Annotated in this window: 19 protein-coding genes; 7 read left to right on the forward strand and 12 right to left on the reverse strand. The window is 72.0% G+C overall.

Annotated features, from left to right (window positions below; all coding sequences use genetic code 11):
- Positions 1 to 122: 122 nt before the first annotated feature.
- Genes urtE through urtA form a run of 5 tightly spaced genes read right to left on the reverse strand, consistent with a single transcriptional unit; the run spans position 123 to position 4,728 of the window.
- The gene (urtE, locus tag QSK36_RS15900; RefSeq protein WP_079312194.1) at positions 123 to 815 is read right to left on the reverse strand and encodes an urea ABC transporter ATP-binding subunit UrtE; all 693 of its coding nucleotides are present in this window, start codon (positions 813 to 815) and stop codon (positions 123 to 125) included.
- Positions 802 to 1,593, reverse strand: a complete 792-nt coding sequence (urtD, locus tag QSK36_RS15905; protein ID WP_183538980.1) for an urea ABC transporter ATP-binding protein UrtD — start codon at positions 1,591 to 1,593, stop codon at positions 802 to 804. Before urtD ends, urtE begins: the two co-directional genes overlap by 14 nt.
- Positions 1,590 to 2,642, reverse strand: a complete 1,053-nt coding sequence (urtC, locus tag QSK36_RS15910) for an urea ABC transporter permease subunit UrtC (RefSeq protein WP_285782933.1) — start codon at positions 2,640 to 2,642, stop codon at positions 1,590 to 1,592. Before urtC ends, urtD begins: the two co-directional genes overlap by 4 nt.
- Positions 2,639 to 3,493, reverse strand: coding sequence for an urea ABC transporter permease subunit UrtB (gene urtB / locus QSK36_RS15915; protein WP_183538976.1), 855 nt, complete (start codon positions 3,491 to 3,493; stop codon positions 2,639 to 2,641). The genes urtC and urtB overlap by 4 nt, the downstream gene beginning before the upstream one ends.
- Before the next feature lie 8 nt (positions 3,494 to 3,501).
- The gene (gene urtA / locus QSK36_RS15920) at positions 3,502 to 4,728 is read right to left on the reverse strand and encodes an urea ABC transporter substrate-binding protein (RefSeq protein ID WP_183538974.1); all 1,227 of its coding nucleotides are present in this window, start codon (positions 4,726 to 4,728) and stop codon (positions 3,502 to 3,504) included.
- 182 nt (positions 4,729 to 4,910) lie between these two features.
- Here urtA and QSK36_RS15925 point away from each other — a divergent pair, with 182 nt between their 5' ends.
- The 7 genes from QSK36_RS15925 to QSK36_RS15955 all read left to right on the forward strand — a co-directional run bounded on the left by QSK36_RS15925 (position 4,911) and on the right by QSK36_RS15955 (position 10,334).
- On the forward strand, positions 4,911 to 5,213 hold the full coding sequence (locus tag QSK36_RS15925) for an urease subunit gamma (RefSeq protein ID WP_139579487.1): 303 nt from the start codon (positions 4,911 to 4,913) through the stop codon (positions 5,211 to 5,213).
- Positions 5,210 to 5,536: an urease subunit beta gene (locus QSK36_RS15930; protein WP_183538972.1), complete on the forward strand. Its 327-nt coding sequence runs from the start codon at positions 5,210 to 5,212 to the stop codon at positions 5,534 to 5,536. Before QSK36_RS15925 ends, QSK36_RS15930 begins: the two co-directional genes overlap by 4 nt.
- A complete protein-coding gene (locus QSK36_RS15935; protein WP_183538964.1) occupies positions 5,529 to 7,247 on the forward strand; it encodes an urease subunit alpha in 1,719 nt (572 codons plus the stop codon). The genes QSK36_RS15930 and QSK36_RS15935 overlap by 8 nt, the downstream gene beginning before the upstream one ends.
- 1 nt (position 7,248) lies before the next feature.
- Positions 7,249 to 8,142, forward strand: a complete 894-nt coding sequence (locus QSK36_RS15940; protein WP_285782934.1) for an urease accessory protein UreF — start codon at positions 7,249 to 7,251, stop codon at positions 8,140 to 8,142.
- Between the two features lie 43 nt (positions 8,143 to 8,185).
- Positions 8,186 to 8,923, forward strand: a complete 738-nt coding sequence (ureG, locus tag QSK36_RS15945) for an urease accessory protein UreG (RefSeq protein ID WP_285782935.1) — start codon at positions 8,186 to 8,188, stop codon at positions 8,921 to 8,923.
- 5 nt (positions 8,924 to 8,928) lie between these two features.
- On the forward strand, positions 8,929 to 9,726 hold the full coding sequence (locus QSK36_RS15950; RefSeq protein WP_285782936.1) for an urease accessory protein UreD: 798 nt from the start codon (positions 8,929 to 8,931) through the stop codon (positions 9,724 to 9,726).
- 125 nt (positions 9,727 to 9,851) lie between these two features.
- Complete coding sequence (locus QSK36_RS15955) at positions 9,852 to 10,334, forward strand: hypothetical protein (RefSeq protein ID WP_139579481.1); 483 nt, start codon at positions 9,852 to 9,854, stop codon at positions 10,332 to 10,334.
- A gap of 6 nt (positions 10,335 to 10,340) precedes the next feature.
- On the opposite strand, the gene era is transcribed toward QSK36_RS15955, so the two are convergent.
- The 7 genes from era to QSK36_RS15990 all read right to left on the reverse strand — a co-directional run bounded on the left by era (position 10,341) and on the right by QSK36_RS15990 (position 15,752).
- Positions 10,341 to 11,252, reverse strand: a complete 912-nt coding sequence (gene era, locus QSK36_RS15960) for a GTPase Era (RefSeq protein WP_139579480.1) — start codon at positions 11,250 to 11,252, stop codon at positions 10,341 to 10,343.
- Position 11,253: 1 nt separating this feature from the next.
- Complete coding sequence (locus tag QSK36_RS15965) at positions 11,254 to 11,589, reverse strand: cytidine deaminase-like protein (RefSeq protein ID WP_285782937.1); 336 nt, start codon at positions 11,587 to 11,589, stop codon at positions 11,254 to 11,256.
- Positions 11,586 to 12,245 carry a hypothetical protein gene (locus QSK36_RS15970; protein WP_285782938.1) on the reverse strand — a complete coding sequence of 220 codons (660 nt, stop codon included), beginning with the start codon at positions 12,243 to 12,245 and terminating at the stop codon, positions 11,586 to 11,588. Before QSK36_RS15970 ends, QSK36_RS15965 begins: the two co-directional genes overlap by 4 nt.
- Positions 12,246 to 12,537: 292 nt before the next feature.
- The gene (locus tag QSK36_RS15975) at positions 12,538 to 13,833 is read right to left on the reverse strand and encodes a hemolysin family protein (protein WP_183538955.1); all 1,296 of its coding nucleotides are present in this window, start codon (positions 13,831 to 13,833) and stop codon (positions 12,538 to 12,540) included.
- Positions 13,830 to 14,303 carry an rRNA maturation RNase YbeY gene (gene ybeY, locus QSK36_RS15980; RefSeq protein WP_079312172.1) on the reverse strand — a complete coding sequence of 158 codons (474 nt, stop codon included), beginning with the start codon at positions 14,301 to 14,303 and terminating at the stop codon, positions 13,830 to 13,832. Before ybeY ends, QSK36_RS15975 begins: the two co-directional genes overlap by 4 nt.
- A 28-nt stretch (positions 14,304 to 14,331) precedes the next feature.
- Positions 14,332 to 15,354, reverse strand: a complete 1,023-nt coding sequence (locus tag QSK36_RS15985) for a PhoH family protein (RefSeq protein WP_139579476.1) — start codon at positions 15,352 to 15,354, stop codon at positions 14,332 to 14,334.
- 53 nt (positions 15,355 to 15,407) lie between these two features.
- Positions 15,408 to 15,752, reverse strand: a complete 345-nt coding sequence (locus QSK36_RS15990; RefSeq protein ID WP_285782939.1) for a histidine triad nucleotide-binding protein — start codon at positions 15,750 to 15,752, stop codon at positions 15,408 to 15,410.
- Positions 15,753 to 15,854 lie beyond the last annotated feature (102 nt).

Raw genomic sequence — 15,854 nt, forward strand, 5'->3', positions numbered from 1 at the left:
TCGGGCCGTGCGCAGTGCCGGGTCCGGACGGCCCCAGCCGCTCCTGCGGCGCGGAGCCTCCGGCGCGGCCAAAGGCGTTCACACGTGCGATCGCTTCCTCCCTTCCAGGGTAGGCGCCGAGGTCAGACGGACAAAAGCCGGTGGACCTCCTCGTCCTGGAGCTCCCGTGCGGGGCCGGACCTGACGACCCGCCCGGCGTCGAGGATCACGAACCCGTCGGCCAGTCGCAGCGCGAGGTCCAGGTACTGCTCCACCAGCAGGATCGCGAGACCGGTCGCGTGCAGGCGTTCGACGGCCTCCTCGATCTCCAGGATGATCGACGGCTGGATGCCCTCGGTCGGCTCGTCCAGGATCAGCAGCTTCGGCCGGGTGACCAGGGCCCGGGCCATCGCGAGCTGCTGCTGCTGGCCGCCGGACAGGAAGCCCGCCGGCCGTTTGAGCAGCGGCTTGAGCCGGGGGAAGACCTCCAGGGCCTCCTCCAGCGCCGCCCGGTCCCGGTGCGCGGACGCCTCCAGCGTGACCAGGAGGTTGTCCATCACGCTGAGCTGGGGGAACGTGTCGTGACCCTGCGGCACGTAGCCCATGCCGAGCCGTACGCGCTGGTCCGGGCGCAGCCGGGTGACGTCCCTGCCCTCGAACGTCACCCTCCCGCCGGTCGCCGGGAGCACGCCCATGACGGTGTCGAGCAGGGTCGTCTTGCCGACCCCGTTGCGGCCCATCACGCAGACGAGGCGGCCGGCCGGCACCTCCAGCGAGACGCCGAAGAGCACCCGGGCCCGGCCGTACCCCGACTCCAGTCCCTCAACGGACAGCATCCTCGGCACCCTCCCGCGCCCGTCCCAAGTAGATCTCCTGTACGCGCGGGTCGGCCCGCACCTGCTCGACCGAGCCCTCCGTCAGCACCCTGCCCTCGTGCAGCACGGTGACCTGGGAGGCGTAGCGGCGCAGGAAGTCCATGTCGTGCTCGACCACGACCACGGTGTGGTCGCGGGCGACCTCGGTGAGCAGTTCGCCGGTGCGCTCGCGCTCGCCGGACGACATGCCGGCGACCGGCTCGTCGAGCAGCAGCAGCCGGGGCCGCTGGACGATCAGCATGCCGATCTCCAGCCACTGCCGCTGCCCGTGGGACAGCACCCCGGCTCTGCTGCCCGCCAGCCCGGCCAGGCCGGTCGTCTCCAGCGCCGCCGTGACTTCCTCCGACACCCCGCGCCTGCGCCGCAGCAGCGACCACAGCGGGCGGCGGAACGACGCGGCCAGGTCGAGGTTCTCCAGCACGGTGAGCTCCTCGAAGACCACCGAGGTCTGGAAGGTGCGGCCCACGCCGAGCCGGACGATCTCGTGCTCCCTGCGGCCCACGAGGTCGTGCCCCTCGAACCGCACCGAGCCCCCGGTGGGCCTGGTCAGGCCCGTGATCACGTCGATGAGGGTGGTCTTCCCCGCGCCGTTCGGCCCGATGAGGAAGCGCAGCTCACCCCGGCCGACGGTCAGGTCCACGCCGTCGAGCGCGCGGAAGCCGCCGAAGGCGACCTCCAGACCCCTGATTTCCAGTAACGCGGTCTCCGGTAACGCGGTCTCCGGTAGCGCCTCGGTCACGCCCGCACCTCCCTTCTCCGTACGAGATTGGCGGCCAGGCCCGCGATGCCCTTGGGCGCCAGCGTCATGACGAGCACGAACAGGGCGCCCTGCAGGTAGAGCCAGGCGTCCGGAAGCTCCTCGCTGAAGTACGTCCGCGCGTATCCCATGACGACCGCGCCGAGCACCGCGCCGGCCAGCGCGAACCGGCCGCCGACCGCCACCGCGACGACGAGTTCGAGCGAGGGGACGACACCGAGCAGGGCCGGCGAGATGATGCCGACCACGGGCACGAACAGCGCCCCCGCGATGCCGGCCATGCCCGCCGAGACGGCGAAGGTCAGCGTCTTCACGGTGGCCGGGTAGTAGCCGAGGAAGCGCACGCGGTCCTCGCCGTCCCTGACCGCCAGCAGCAGCCGTCCGAACCGGCTGCGGACGAGTTGCCTGGCGCCCAGGTAGAGCGCCCCGAGCACGACCGCGACGAGCAGGTAGAGGCCGCGCTGGGTCTCGTCGGCCGCCACGTCGTGGCCGAAGAAGTCGAAGAAGTTGGTCAGGCCGTTCGTGCCGCCCGTCAGCCCCTGCTGCCCGACCAGCAGGATCACCAGCGCCGCCGCCAGCGCCTGGGTGAGGATCGCGAAGTACGCCCCGCGTACGCGCTGGCGGAACACCAGCGCGCCGAGCAGCAGCGCGACCGCGGCAGGCAGCACGACGACCATGGCCAGTGCGAAGACCGGGTTGCCGAACGGCTTCCACAGCGCCGGCAGCTTCTCCACCCCGCTCCAGACCATGAAGTCGGGCAGGTCCCCGGCGGCGTCGTTGAGCTTGAGATACATGCCCATCGCGTAGCCGCCGAGGCCGAAGAACACCCCCTGCCCGAGCGTGAGCATGCCGCCCTGTCCCCAGGCGAGGCCGATGCCCAGCGCCACGATCGCGTAGCAGAGATACTTGGCCAGCAGGCCCAGGCGGAACGGCTCCAGCAGCAGCGGCGCCGCCACCAGGGCGAGCACCGCCACGGCCGAGAACACCGCCGGGCCCTGCCATCGGCGTACGGACTGCTCCGGCGCCGTCATGTCAGCGCCCGCGACCGGACGAAGAACAGCCCCTGCGGCCGGACCTGCAGGAAGCCGACGATCGCCACGAAGACCACCACCTTGGCGAGGCTGGCGTCGCTCCAGAACTCGGCGTAGGAGTTCAGCAGGCCGAGGCCGGCCGCGGCCAGCACCGCGCCCCGAAGCTGGCCCAGGCCGCCCGCGACGACCACGAGGAACGCGTCCACGATGTAGTACGTCCCGAGCGTCGGGCCGACCGGTCCGATCAGCGTGAGGGCGACCCCCGCGACCCCGGCGAGCCCCGAGCCGATGAAGAACGTCCGCTGGTCGACCCGCCCGGTGTCGATGCCGCTCGTCGCCGCGAGTCTCCTGTTCTGCATCACCGCCCGCATGCGCCGCCCCTGCCCGGTCCTGTTCATGTACGCCCAGATCGCGAGCACGGACGCCGCGGCGAGCGCCATGATGAACAGCCGGTTGTACGGCAGGATCCCGATGCCGCCGCGCAGCCAGGCGGGCGAGGCGACCTGCACATTCGGCGCCCCGAACAGGTCCCGGGCCAGTTGCTGGAGCATCAGGCTGACGCCCCAGGTGAGCAGCAGCGTGTCGAGCGGGCGGCCGTAGAAACGCCGGATCAGCGTGCGCTCCAGGACCAGGCCCATGAGCCCGGCGACCACGAACGCGGCCGGCAGGGCGATCAGGAAGCCCACGCCCTGGAGCAGGTAGGCCGTGTAGGCCCCCGCCATGATGAACTCGCCGTGGGCCATGTTGACCACGCCCATCTGCCCGAACGTGAACGTCAGGCCCAGCGCGATCAGCAGCAGGACCGCTCCGATCGACAGCCCGATCGGCAGTTGGTTGAGCACTCCCTCCATGTCGGCCGTCAGACCAGGCCGCCGGCCCAGGAGTACGTCTTGAGGTAGGGATCCGGCTTGATCGGTTCGCCGGAGTTCCAGACCTCCTTGATCTGGCCGTCCGGCTGGACGACCCCGATGCGCGCGGTCTTGTAGACGTGCTGGTTGTCGCCGTCGATGGTGACCTTGCCCTCGGGGCGGTCCAGGGACACGCCGCCGGCGGCCTTCTTGACGGCCTCCACGTCGGTGGTCCCGGCCTTCTTGACGGCCTCGGCCCACAGGTAGACGGCGTTGTATCCGGCCTCCATCGGGTCGGAGGTCACCTTGTCCGCGCCGTACTTCGCCTTGAACGCGGCGACGAACTTCTCGTTGGCCGGGGTGTCGGTCGTCTGGTAGTAGTTCCAGGCCACCAGGTGCCCGGCGACGTTGTCGACCCCGATGCCCCTGACCTCCTCCTCGGCCACGGACACCGACATGACCGGCATCTGGTCGGCGCTGATCCCGGTGCTCTTGAGCTGCTTGAAGAACGCGACGTTGCTGTCGCCGTTCAAGGTGTTGAAGACCGCGTCCGGCTTCGCCTCGACGATCTTGTTGACGAGCGTGCTGTACTCGGTGTGCCCGAGCGGGGTGTACTCCTCGCCGAGGACCTCCATCCCGTTCGCCGCGGCGTACGCCTTGATGATTTTGTTCGCGGTTCTCGGGAAGACGTAGTCGCTGCCCACGAGGAAGAGCTTCTTCTTGCCCTTCTCCTTCAGATAGTCGAGCCCCGGGACGATCTGCTGGTTGGTCGTCGCGCCCGTGTAGAAGATGTACGGCGAGCTTTCCAGTCCCTCGTACTGGACCGGATACCACAGCAGCGCCTTGCGCTTTTCGAAGACGGGGAGCATCGCCTTGCGGCTCGCCGACGTCCAGCCGCCGAAGACGGTGGCGACCTTGTCCTGCGCGATGAGCTTGGTGGCCTTCTCCGCGAAGGTCGGCCAGTCGGACGCGCCGTCCTCCACGACGGGCTCCAGCTTCTTGCCCAGCACGCCGCCCGCCGCGTTGATCTCCTCGATCGCGAGCAGTTCCGCGTCCCTGACCGTGACCTCGCTGATGGCCATCGTGCCGCTGAGCGAGTGAAGAATGCCCACCTTGATGGTGTCGGAGCCGCCAGACGAGGCCGATGTGTCATTCGTGGGCGATTGCCCGGCACAGGCCGCGAGCGTCACGGCCGCGAGCGTGAACGCCGCTCCAGTGCGCCATAATGAGTTACGCAAATGCCTCTCCCTTGCCGCTACGGTCCCCGCGCCGATCCGTCTGCCGTCAAGGTGAGCGCGCGGTATTTCCCGCCGAAATCCCGGCGGTTAACAACTCATTAGCGAAGGCTCACCGCCGTCCGGATACGCAGACGAAATCAGCGGGTAACGCGGGGGAAACGCCGGGTACTTATCGTCCCGCCATGCGGCTCACTCCACACGAACAGGAACGGCTCCTCATCCACGTCGCCGCGGGCGTGGCCCGCGAGCGCAAGGAGCGCGGCCTTCGCCTCAACCATCCGGAGGCGACGGCCCTCATCGCGTCCTTCCTCCTGGAAGGCGCCCGCGACGGCCGCAGCGTCGCCGACCTGATGGACGCCGGCCGCAAGGTCCTGCGGCGCGAGGACGTCATGGAGGGCGTGCCCGAGATGCTGGAGTCCGTCCAGATCGAGGCCACCTTCCCCGACGGCACCAAGCTCGTCACCGTCCACAACCCCATCACATGAGCACGCCCGGCGAGATCGTGTGCGGCGACGGCGACGTGCCGCTGAACCCCGGCAGGGAGCGGATCACCCTGAGAGTCGTCAACACGGCCGACCGGCCGGTGCAGGTCGGGTCGCACTACCACTTCGCCGCGGCCAACCCCGGCCTGAAGTTCGACCGCGAGGCGGCCTGGGGCACCCGCCTCGACATCCCGGCGGGCACCGCGGTCAGGTTCGAGCCCGGAGTGGAGCGCGACGTCACGCTGGTCCCGATCGCCGGCCACCGGGTCGTACCGGGCCTTCGTCCCGAGTGGGCCGGGCCCCTCGACGGGAGGACCGATGTCTAGCGTCGAACGCTCCCGCTACGCCGCGCTGTACGGCCCGACCACCGGTGACCGGGTGCGCCTGGCCGACACCGACCTGTACGTCGAGGTGACCGAGGACCTGTCGATGGGGCCCGCCGGGGCGGGCGACGAGGCCGTGTTCGGCGGCGGCAAGGTCATCCGCGAGTCGATGGGGCAGGCGCGCACCACGAGGGCCGAGGGCGCGGCCGACCTCGTCATCACCGGCGCGGTGATCCTCGACCACTGGGGCGTGGTCAAGGCCGACATCGGCGTGCGCGACGGCCGGATCGCCGCCATCGGCAAGGCCGGCAATCCCGACACCATGGACGGCGTCCACCCGGACCTCGTCATCGGCCCGTCCACCGAGATCCTCGCGGCCAACGGAAAGATCGTCACGGCGGGCGCCGTCGACTCCCACGTCCACCTGATCTGCCCGCAGATCCTCGACGAGGCGCTCGCCTCGGGCGTCACCACGGTCGTCGGCGGCGGCACAGGGCCCGCCGAGGGCACGAAGGCCACCACCGTGACCGGGACCTGGTATCTCGGCCGGATGCTGGAGTCACTGGACGCCTACCCGGTCAACGTGGCCCTGCTCGGCAAGGGCAACACGGTCAGCGAGGAGGGGCTGCTCGAACAGCTCAGGGCCGGGGCGTCGGGCTTCAAGCTGCACGAGGACTGGGGCACCACCCCGGCCGCCATCGACGCGTGCCTGCGGGTGTGCGACGCCACCGGCGTGCAGGTCGCCATCCACACCGACACGCTGAACGAGGCGGGGTTCGTGGAGTCGACCCTGCGGGCGATCGGCGGCCGGGCGATCCACGCCTACCACACCGAGGGCGCGGGAGGCGGCCACGCTCCGGACATCATCACGGTGGCCTCCCACGCCAACGTGCTGCCGTCCTCCACCAACCCGACCCGGCCGCACACCGTCAACACCCACCACGAGCATCTGGACATGCTCATGGTGTGCCACCACCTCAACCCCGCCATCCCGGAGGACCTGGCGTTCGCCGAGTCGCGGATCAGGCCGACGACGATGGCGGCCGAGGACGTCCTGCACGACATGGGCGCGATCTCGATGATCGGCTCGGACTCCCAGGCCATGGGCCGGGTCGGCGAGACGATCATCCGTACCTGGCAGACGGCCCACGTGATGAAGCGGCGTCGCGGCGCGCTGCCGGGCGACGGCCCGGCCGACAACCTCCGCGCCCGCCGCTACGTCGCCAAGTACACGATCAACCCGGCGATCGCCCACGGCCTGGATGCGGAGATCGGCTCGGTGGAGCCCGGCAAGCTCGCCGACCTCGTCCTGTGGAGCCCGGCCTTCTTCGGGGTCAAGCCGGACCTCGTCGTCAAGGGCGGCGTCATCGCGTACGCGCAGATGGGCGACGCGAACGCGTCGATCCCGACGCCGCAGCCCGTGCTCCCCCGGCCGATGTTCGGCGCGGCCCCGGCCACCGCCGCGGCGACCTCGCTGCACTTCGTCGCGCCGCTCGCGGTGGAGGACGGCCTGGCCGACCGCCTGGCCGTGGGCAGGCGGCTGGTCCCCGTGGCCGACGTACGCGCCCGGCGCAAGGACGCCATGCCCCTCAACGACGCCCTGCCGGACATCCGGGTGGACCCCGACACCTTCGCCGTACACGTGGACGGCGAGCTGATCGAGCCCGCCCCGGCCGAGTCGCTGCCGATGGCGCAGCGCTACTTCCTCTTCTGAGATGAACGGCGACGCGGCGCTGCTGCTGCTGGCCGACTCGCGGCTGCCTGCGGGCGGGCACGCCCACTCGGGCGGCGTGGAGGAGGCCGTACGGCGGGGCGCGGTCACCGGCGCCGGCGACCTGGCGCGGTTCCTGCGCGGCAGGCTCGCCACCGCCGGACTCGTCACCGCCGCCCTCGCCGCCGCCGCGTGCGAGCTGGCCGCCGTCGACGGCGGCGGCAGCGCCGACCGAGAATTTCGCGGCGCCGGTGACCCGGGGGCGCCGCCCGCGGATGACGCCGCGGACGGCGTTCCGCTGTGGCGGCGGCTGGACGCCGAGGCCGACGCCAGGACCGCCTCGCCCGCCCAGCGGGAGGCCGCCCGCACCCAGGGGCGGCTCCTGCTGCGCACGGCCCGGCGGATGTGGCCATCGGCCGCCCTGGACGCGCTCGCGCGGGCCGTGCCGGAGGGCCCGCATCACCCCGTCGCGCTCGGCGCGGCGGCGGCCTCGGCGGGCTGCACACCCCGCCAGGCCGCGCTGGCCGCCGCCTACACCTCGGTCACCGGCCCGGCCACGGCGGCCGTGCGGCTCCTCGGCCTCGACCCGGTCACCGTGCACCGCCTGCTCGCCGATCTCGCCCCCGCACTCGAGGACGCGGCCCACGTCGCCTGCGCGTCGCTCGACGACGCGGTCCCGGCGGACGACGAGCCGGACGGGTGCGAGGCGGGGCACCACCAGGGACACCACCAGGGACGGCATCCGGGACAGCAGCCTGGACAGCCCCCTGGGCGGCACCCTGGGCGGCATTTGGCCTGGCAGGCGCGATGGCACGCGCTGCCGGGGCACAGCGCGCCCGCGCTCGACCTCCTGGCGGAGGGACACCTGACCAACCCGATGAAGCTTTTCGTCTCCTGACGTCTCCGCACCGGCCACCGCACGAGAAAGAGCAGGTACCCGCATGGGCGCTCACCACGACGACCTCCACGACGCGGCCGAACCACACGGGCGGGCGCTCCGCCTCGGCATCGGCGGGCCGGTCGGCAGCGGCAAGACCGCCCTGGTGGCGGCGCTGTGCCGCAGTCTCGGGCCGTCGCTGCGGCTCGGGGTCGTGACGAACGACATCTACACCACCGAGGACGCCGACTTCCTGCGCCGTGCGGGGGTCGTCGACCCCGAGCGGATCCTCGCCGTGCAGACCGGCTGCTGCCCGCACACCGCCATTCGCGACGACATCGCGGCCAACCTGGACGCCGTCGAGACGCTGGAGGAGCGGTTCGGGCCGCTCGACCTCGTGATCGTCGAGAGCGGCGGCGACAATCTCACCGCCACGTTCAGCCGGGGCCTGGCCGACCGGCAGATCTTCGTGCTCGACGTGTCGGGCGGCGACAAGGTGCCGCGCAAGGGCGGACCGGGGGTGACCTCGGCCGACCTGCTCGTCGTCAACAAGACCGACCTCGCGCCGATGGTCGGCGCCGACCTGACCGTGATGTCCCGCGACGCCGCGGCCGTGCGGGACGGCAAGCCCGTGCTGTTCACGTCGATCAGAGAGGACAGAGGCGCGCACAGCGTGGCGGAGTGGGTGACGCACATGGTCGACGCCTGGCGGCGCGAGCACGGCGAGCCGCACCACCACGCCGTCCAAAGCGCCGTCCAGAGCGCCGCCCAGAGCGCCGCCCGGCAGGCTCCGGCGTCCTGACCGGCATGACGGCCGTCACCGCGCATGCGCTGATCAGGACGGAGGCCGCGGGCGGAGGCCGGACCCGGCTGGAGACGCTGCGGTCCGACCCACCGCTGACGCTGCGGCAGACCGGTCCGCGGCGGGTCCACCTCGTCTCGACGGGCGCCGGCCCGCTGCGCGGGGACCACCTCGAACTCGGCGTGGACGTCGCCCCCGGCACTTCGCTGGAGGTCCGCTCGGTGGGCGCCACGCTGGTGCTGCCGGGTCTCGCGGACACCCCTTCGGTCATGGTCGTCCGGGCGCGGGTCGGCGCGGGCGCCACCCTGCACTTCTCCCCCGAGCCGACCGTCCTCGCCGCCGGATGCGTCCACCGCCTCGTCGTACGGCTCTCGCTCGCCGAGGACGCCACGGTCTTCTGGCGGGAGGAGATCGTCTTCGGGCGGCACGGCGAACGGCCGGGACGCGGCCGCGCGCGGTTCGACGCGACGGTGGCCGGACGGCCCCTGCTCCGCCAGGACCTCCTGGTGGGCGAGGAGGCGGTGGACGGCAGCCCGGCCGTCTACGGAGAGGCCCGGTGCGTGGGCTCGACCCTGATCGCGGGACCCGCCTGGGCCCCGCCCGCCGTGCCGGACGTCAAACGCGAGCGGCGGGCCGCCCTGGGGGACGGCTGGGCGGCGCTGCCGCTGGCCGGTCCGGGCGTGCAGGTCTGCGCGCTCGGCGCGGACGCGGTCCAGCTCAGGGAGCGGCTGCGGCGCGGCGAGGAGGCCGCGGCCGCCTCCCCACCGACCACCCCACCTGCCACCTCGGCTCCCGATGGCTGAACCCCGCCACCCCCGGTGCCACCCCTGGTGCCGCCCCGGCGCCCGACGCCTCGCCGACCGGCCCGGACCGGCTCCGAGGCACGCAAGGGCTGAAACCGGCCGCCTCGGGCCGTAGCCTGGTGATCGTGTCGGAACCCACGCAGCATCCCGGCAGGCCGCGGCGAGGCACCAGCGTGGCCGGCGTCCTGCGGGCCGCCGGCGTGTTCGTCGCGGGGTTCGCGCTGGCCGTGACCGCGCTGCTCCCGTGGGCGGGCCTCACCGCCGAGTTCGGCATCCTCGACGCGTCGCTCACGCACGCCGTGCGCGGCGTGGACGCGGGCCCCGGCTGGTTCGTGCTGGGCGCCGGGATCACGGCGATGCTGCTCGGCGTGCTCGGCGCGACGCGAAACTGGCTGTTCACCGGGCTGGCGATCCTGCCCGGTGCGGTGGCCGCCTTCGCGCTGGCCATGTTCCTCGCCGACCCGCGCGACCTCGTGGGCCGGCTCGACTTCCAGATCTCCGGGCTGCTGCGGGTGCACCCGACGATCCAGTACGGCTGGTTCGCCGGCCTGCTGGCCTCGGTCGCGCTGGCCGTCCTGGCCGCCGCCGCGCTGCTGCGCCGCCGGTGACGGCCGTCAGTCGTAGAAGCCGAGACGCCGCAGTTGCTTGGGATCGCGCTGCCACTCCTTGGCGACCTTGACCCGCAGGTCGAGGTAGACGCGGGTGCCGAGCAGCCCCTCGATCTGCTGCCGGGCGCGGGTGCCCACGTCCTTGAGCCTCGTGCCGCCCGGGCCGATCACGATCGCCTTCTGCGAGGGGCGCTCGACGAACATGTGGGCGTACACGTCGAGGAGGTCGTCGCGGCCCTCCCGGGGGTGCATCTCCTCCACGACCACCGCGATCGAGTGGGGCAGCTCGTCGCGCACGCCCTCCAGCGCCGCCTCCCGGATCAGCTCGGCGACCAGCACCTGCTCGGGCTCGTCGGTCAGCTCCCCGCCGGCGTACAGCGGGGGCGACTCCGGCAGCCGCTTGACGAGCACGTCGGCGAGGACGTCGAGCTGCTCGCCGCCCTGCGCGGACACCGGGACGATCTCTGCGAACTCGGCCAGCGCGGACACCGCGAGAAGCTGGTGTGCGACCTGCTCGCGGGTGGCCAGGTCGCACTTGGTGACGACCGCCACCACCGGGGTCTTCTTGACGGCGGCGAGCTTGTCGACGATGAACCGGTCGCCCTTGCCGATCGGCTCGTTCGCCGGGACGCAGAACCCGATCACGTCGACCTCGGTGAGCGTGGACAGCACCAGGCTGTCCAGCCGCTCCCCCAGGAGCGTGCGGGGACGGTGGAACCCGGGGGTGTCCACGATCACCAGCTGGGCGTCCGGCCGGTGGACGATGCCGCGGATGGCCCGCCGCGTGGTCTGCGGCTTGGACGAGGTGATCGCCACCTTGGTGCCGACCAGGGCGTTCATCAGCGTGGACTTGCCGACGTTGGGCCTGCCGACGAAGCAGGCGAAGCCCGCACGGAAACCGCTCGATTCGGCGTCCACGTCAGATGTACCGGCCCTTCAGCGAACCGTCCGGGCCGGCCAGGAACAGCGTGCCGTTGCCCATGTCCTCGATGACGGCCAGGTCCTGCTCGGCCGGGTCGTCGGCCTCGGTGACGATCGCCGCCGCCTCGAGGGCCTTCGCCCCGCTGGACACGGCCATGGCCACGGCCGCCTGGAGGGCCGAGAGCCGGAGCGAGGGCAGCGCCACCGTGGTCGCGGCGTACGTCCGGCCGGTCTCGTCGCGCACCGCGGCGCCCTCGGGGGTGCCGCCGCGCGCCCGCGCCGACCTGGCCAGCGTGATGATCTTGTTGTCCTCGGGGTCCAGCGTCTGTGTCACGCGTCAAGCGTACCGACCTCGCGGACGAGCAGCCGTGTCAGTTCGGCCGTGCGGGCCGGGTCGGGCGGGGTCAGGCCCGCGTGCACGAGCGCGATCAACGTGTGGCCGGAGCGGGCGACGACCACGTGCATGCGGTAGGGGTAGCCGCCGACCCTCCCGGACAGGGCCCGGCCCGCCGCGTCCGGGCCGCCGACGCCGGGCAGCGACGTCCGCGCGGCCGCCAAGCGGTCGTACGGCGTGCCGCCGTCGGCCGTCGCGCAGTGGGAGAGGGCGTCGCGGAGCGCGGCGAGGTGCCCGGCCGCCTCGCCGCCGTCGTAGACGGCGACGCCGACCCCGGCGAGCTCGCCCGCGTGCGCGCCCTGGTAGGTGGCGGCGGTCGTGCCGCTGAGCCCCTCACGCGGGGGCCTGCCCGCGGCCGCGTCGAACAGCAGGCGGCACGCGCGGGCGCGGGGACGGAACGGCGGACGCCAGGGCGCCCGCGCGTGGCTGAAGAACCCCTCGGGAAGGCCGTCCATCCTGCCGAGCACCGTCCGCGGACGGTTCGCGTCCGCCGCCTTGCCGGAGACCCGGACGGCGGCGTACGTGACCCGGCCCGTGCCGCAGGCACCGGTCGCCAGGACCAGGCAGCCCGCGACGGCCGCGTGGACGATGCGCATACCCGCCTCCCCGCTTTGCCGGAGGTTTCCTTCCCCGGACCGCGAGCGGGTAATCACATTGCGTAATCGATACGGAGTCCTCATCGATACGGGGCTCCCACCCGAGCCGGGTGAGAGCCCCGCACCGATTACGGATCCCCCATGGGAGGCTCCGGTGCGCCGCGAACCCCCTCCCGGCGCGCCGGACTCCCCAACGAGGCGCCCCGAACCCCTTCTGAGCGCCTGGGACAACAGTGGCCGGGCGCGCTTGCAGCTCGGTTGAAAGACGCTTGCAGTCCCGGACGGCGACGGGTCACTCGTGGTCGGCGCCGGCGGCCACGACCTCGTCGCCCGTCGCGGGCTCCTCGCGGCGCACGACGACCGTGCTGATGCGGTTGCGGCGCCCCGCCAGGTTCTCGGCCGTCAGGCGCAGGCCGCCGACCACCGCCTCCGAGCCCGCGATCGGCACCCGGCCCAGGGCGTGCGCCAGCAGGCCGCCGACCGTGTCGACGTCCTCGACCTCGATCTCGGCGTCGAACAGCTCGCCGAGCTCGTCGACCGGGAGCCGCGCGGTCACCCGCACCGCCCCGTCGTCCAGCCATTCGACCCGGGGGGCCTCCTGGTCGTACTCGTCGGCGATCTCGCCGACGATCTCCTCGATGACGTCCTCGATGGTGACGAGGCCGGCGGTGCCGCCGTACTCGTCGATGACGATGGCGAGGTGGATCTGCCGCGCCTGCATCTCGCGCAGCAGTTCGTCGATCGGCTTGCTCTCCGGCACGTACGTCGCGGGGCGCATGAGCTCGTCCACCCGCACGCCGTCGTCGCCGGTGTCCTGGATGCGGCGGACGATGTCCTTGAGGTAGGCGATGCCCACCACGTCGTCCTCGTTCTCCCCCACCACGGGGATGCGGGAGAACCCGCTGCGCAGGGCCAGCGAGAGCGCCTGGCTCAGCGTCTTGCCGCGCTCGATGAAGACCATGTCGGTGCGCGGCACCATGACCTCGCGCACCAGCGTGTCGCCGAGCTCGAAGACAGAGTGGATCATCTCCCGCTCGTCGGGCTCGATGACCCGGCGCTGCTCGGCCAGGTCGACGAGATCGCGCAGCTCGGCCTCGGAGGTGAACGGGCCCTCGCGGAAGCCCTTGCCCGGGGTGAGCGCGTTGCCGAGCAGGATCAGCAGTTCGGGCAGCGGGCCGAAGATCCGGGTCAGGCCGTACACGATGGGCGCGCTCGCCAGCGCCACCGGCTCGGCGTGCTGGCGGCCGAGCGTACGCGGCATGACCCCGACGATGACGTAGCTCACCAGGATCATCACCACGGCCGCCAGGGCGTACGCCTGCCCGCGGTCGCCGAGCCAGTCGATGAACAGCAGCGTCGTGATCACCGTCGCGACGAGTTCACAGCTCAGACGCAGCAGGAGCACCAGGTTGAGATAGCGCGGCGGGTCGGCGACGATCGCCTGCAGCCGGACCGCGCCGCGCCGGCCCTCCTTGACGAACTCCTCCGCACGCACCCTGGAGATGCGGGTCAGCGCCGTCTCCGCGCTCGCCAGCAGGCCGCCGGCCACGATCAGGAAGACGGCGGAGAGCAGCCAGCCGTTGCTCACGGCTTACGCCGCACCTCCCGCCAGGCGCCGAGCAGTTCGTCCTGCAGCCCGAACATCTCGGCGTGCTCCTCGGGCTCGGCGTGGTCGTAGCCGAGCAGGTGCAGGATGCCGTGCGTGCACAGCAGCTCCAGCTCGTCCTGCGCGCTGTGCCCGGCCTCGGCGGCCTGCTTGGCCGCCACCTGGGGGCACAGCACCACGTCGCCGAGCAGCGCCGGGTCGGGGGACGCGTCCTCGTCCCGGCCGCCGACGTTGGGCCGCAGCTCGTCCATGGGGAAGGCCAGCACGTCGGTCGGGCCCGGCTCCCCCATCCACTGCTCGTGCAGCTCGGCCATCGCCGCCTCGTCGATCACCAGGATCGACAGCTCGGCCAGCGGGTTGATCCCCATCCGGCCGAGGACGTGCCCGGCCAGCTCGACCAGCGCCGACTCGTCGACCTCGACGCCGGACTCGTTGGCCACCTCGATGCTCACGGGGTCTCCTCACCCGTCATGGTCGCGCTCACCGCCGGTTGTTCCGCGGCCGCTTGTTGATCGCGCGCGGCTCCGACGCCATCGCGGCGTCGTAACGGCCGTAGGCGTCGACGATGTCGCTCACCAGCTTGTGCCGTACGACGTCGGCGCTGGTCAGCCTGCTGAAATGGATGTCCTCGATGCCTTCGAGGATGTGCTGCACGACCTTCAGGCCGCTGTCCTGGCCGCCGGGCAGGTCGATCTGGGTCACGTCGCCGGTGACCACGATCTTCGAGTTGAACCCGAGCCTGGTCAGGAACATCTTCATCTGCTCGGGCGAGGTGTTCTGCGCCTCGTCCAGGATGATGAAGGCGTCGTTGAGCGTCCGGCCGCGCATGTAGGCGAGCGGCGCGACCTCGATCGTCCCGGCCGACATCAGGCGGGGGATCGAATCGGGGTCGAGCATGTCGTGCAGCGCGTCGTACAGCGGCCGCAGGTACGGATCGATCTTCTCGTAGAGCGTGCCGGGCAGGAAGCCGAGCCGCTCCCCCGCCTCGACGGCGGGGCGGGTGAGGATGATCCGGTTGACCCGCTTGTTCTGCAGGGCCTTCACGGCCTTCGCCATCGCCAGGTACGTCTTGCCGGTGCCGGCGGGGCCGATACCGAAGACGATGGTGTGCCTGTCGATCGCGTCGACGTACCGCTTCTGGTTGACCGTCTTCGGGCGGATGGTGCGGCCCCGCGAGGACAGGATGTCCAGGGACAGGACCTCGGCCGGACGGTCGGTGGCCTGCCGCAGCATGTGAATGCTGCGCTCGACCGCGTCGGGGGACAGCTCGGCACCCGAGCCGACCAACTCCACCAGCTCCTCGAAGAGGCGGACGACGACGCCGCTCTCCTCGGGACTGCCGGTGATCGTGATCTCGTTGCCCCGCACGTGAATGTCGGCGCTGAAGGCGCCCTCGATGACCCGCAGCAGCTCGTCACCCGACCCGAGGAGGCTGACCATCGGCTGCCCCTCGGGGATGACTACCTTGGCCTGGGTCTTGTGGATGTGCTGTGACTCGGACATGGGCGGCCCTTGCGGCCCTGATCGCCTCCCTAGTTCCTTCTTATGCTAGCCGCTCAGCCGGGGGGCCAGGTGAGGCCTCGGCCGCCGAGGACGTGCGCGTGGACGTGGAAGACCGTCTGCCCGGCCCCCGGCCCGGTGTTGAACACGATCCGGTAACCGGTCTCGGCCACGCCCTCCTGCACGGCCACCGCGTGGCAGGCCTTGAGCAGGTCGTCGGCCAGGCCGTCGTCGACCGCCGCCAGCACGGCGGCGTTCTCGTGGTGGGCCTTGGGCACGACGAGAACGTGGGTGGGGGCCTGCGGGTTGATGTCGCGGAAGGCCAGCGCCCGCCCGGCCTCCAGGACGATGTCCGCCGGGACCTCCTTGGCCACGATCTTGCAGAAGAGGCAGTCGCTCACGCGCGAAAGCCTAGCCGTTGGCTGTAGTTGATGACTGCAATGATCCCCCCGGCTAGTGTGAGTGTGCGAGACTGCACCAGAAAACCCCCCTAGTGTCGGGCG

This window comes from Microbispora sp. NBRC 16548, from assembly GCF_030268985.1.
Lineage (GTDB): Bacteria > Actinomycetota > Actinomycetes > Streptosporangiales > Streptosporangiaceae > Microbispora > Microbispora catharanthi.

Bases quoted from the DNA above. Each gene is read 5' to 3' on its own strand.
- urtC (WP_285782933.1), bottom strand. From the start codon at position 2,642: ATGACGGCGCCGGAGCAGTCCGTACGCCGATGGCAGGGCCCGGCGGTG.
- QSK36_RS15930 (WP_183538972.1), top strand. From the start codon at position 5,210: ATGAGCACGCCCGGCGAGATCGTGTGCGGCGACGGCGACGTGCCGCTG.
- urtB (WP_183538976.1), bottom strand. From the start codon at position 3,493: ATGGAGGGAGTGCTCAACCAACTGCCGATCGGGCTGTCGATCGGAGCG.
- QSK36_RS15985 (WP_139579476.1), bottom strand. From the start codon at position 15,354: ATGTCCGAGTCACAGCACATCCACAAGACCCAGGCCAAGGTAGTCATC.
- QSK36_RS15925 (WP_139579487.1), top strand. From the start codon at position 4,911: ATGCGGCTCACTCCACACGAACAGGAACGGCTCCTCATCCACGTCGCC.
- QSK36_RS15940 (WP_285782934.1), top strand. From the start codon at position 7,249: ATGAACGGCGACGCGGCGCTGCTGCTGCTGGCCGACTCGCGGCTGCCT.
- QSK36_RS15935 (WP_183538964.1), top strand. From the start codon at position 5,529: ATGTCTAGCGTCGAACGCTCCCGCTACGCCGCGCTGTACGGCCCGACC.
- ureG (WP_285782935.1), top strand. From the start codon at position 8,186: ATGGGCGCTCACCACGACGACCTCCACGACGCGGCCGAACCACACGGG.
- urtE (WP_079312194.1), bottom strand. From the start codon at position 815: ATGCTGTCCGTTGAGGGACTGGAGTCGGGGTACGGCCGGGCCCGGGTG.
- QSK36_RS15970 (WP_285782938.1), bottom strand. From the start codon at position 12,245: ATGCGCATCGTCCACGCGGCCGTCGCGGGCTGCCTGGTCCTGGCGACC.
- QSK36_RS15950 (WP_285782936.1), top strand. From the start codon at position 8,929: ATGACGGCCGTCACCGCGCATGCGCTGATCAGGACGGAGGCCGCGGGC.